The sequence below is a fragment of the Pseudomonas sp. BP11-1-1 genome (assembly GCF_052112105.1).
In the GTDB taxonomy this organism is placed as follows: Bacteria; Pseudomonadota; Gammaproteobacteria; order Pseudomonadales; family Pseudomonadaceae; genus Aquipseudomonas; species Aquipseudomonas alvandae.
The window spans coordinates 1-249 of sequence record NZ_JAUTYU010000069.1 but is presented as its reverse complement, the minus strand read 5'-3'; the positions used below and the strand labels follow the sequence as shown (position 1 = coordinate 249).

Annotated in this window: 1 protein-coding gene; it reads right to left on the bottom strand. The window is 60.6% G+C overall.

The genetic code is table 11. The annotated features are described in order from the left end of the window. On the bottom strand, window positions 1-249 hold a 249-nt coding region (locus Q7C33_RS29040), incomplete at both ends, for an immunoglobulin-like domain-containing protein (RefSeq protein ID WP_407684611.1).

Genomic DNA, 249 nt, shown 5'->3' with positions numbered 1-249 from the left:
CGGTCAATGTCACCGTGGTGGTGTCATCGACATCGCTAACGATGGTGCTGACCGGAACGGTGTTAGGAGCAATGGCTTCCAAGTTACCGCCCGATGCCGAGGCAATCGATTCGGTGACGGTGGTTGGACCTTGGTACACGTCGTTGCCGACAGGCACATCGAGCGCACCCGAGCTTGCGCCCGCAGCGATGGTGATGGTCTTGCCGCTGTCCAACGTAACGGTCACAGGACCGTTCTGCGCGGTGACGG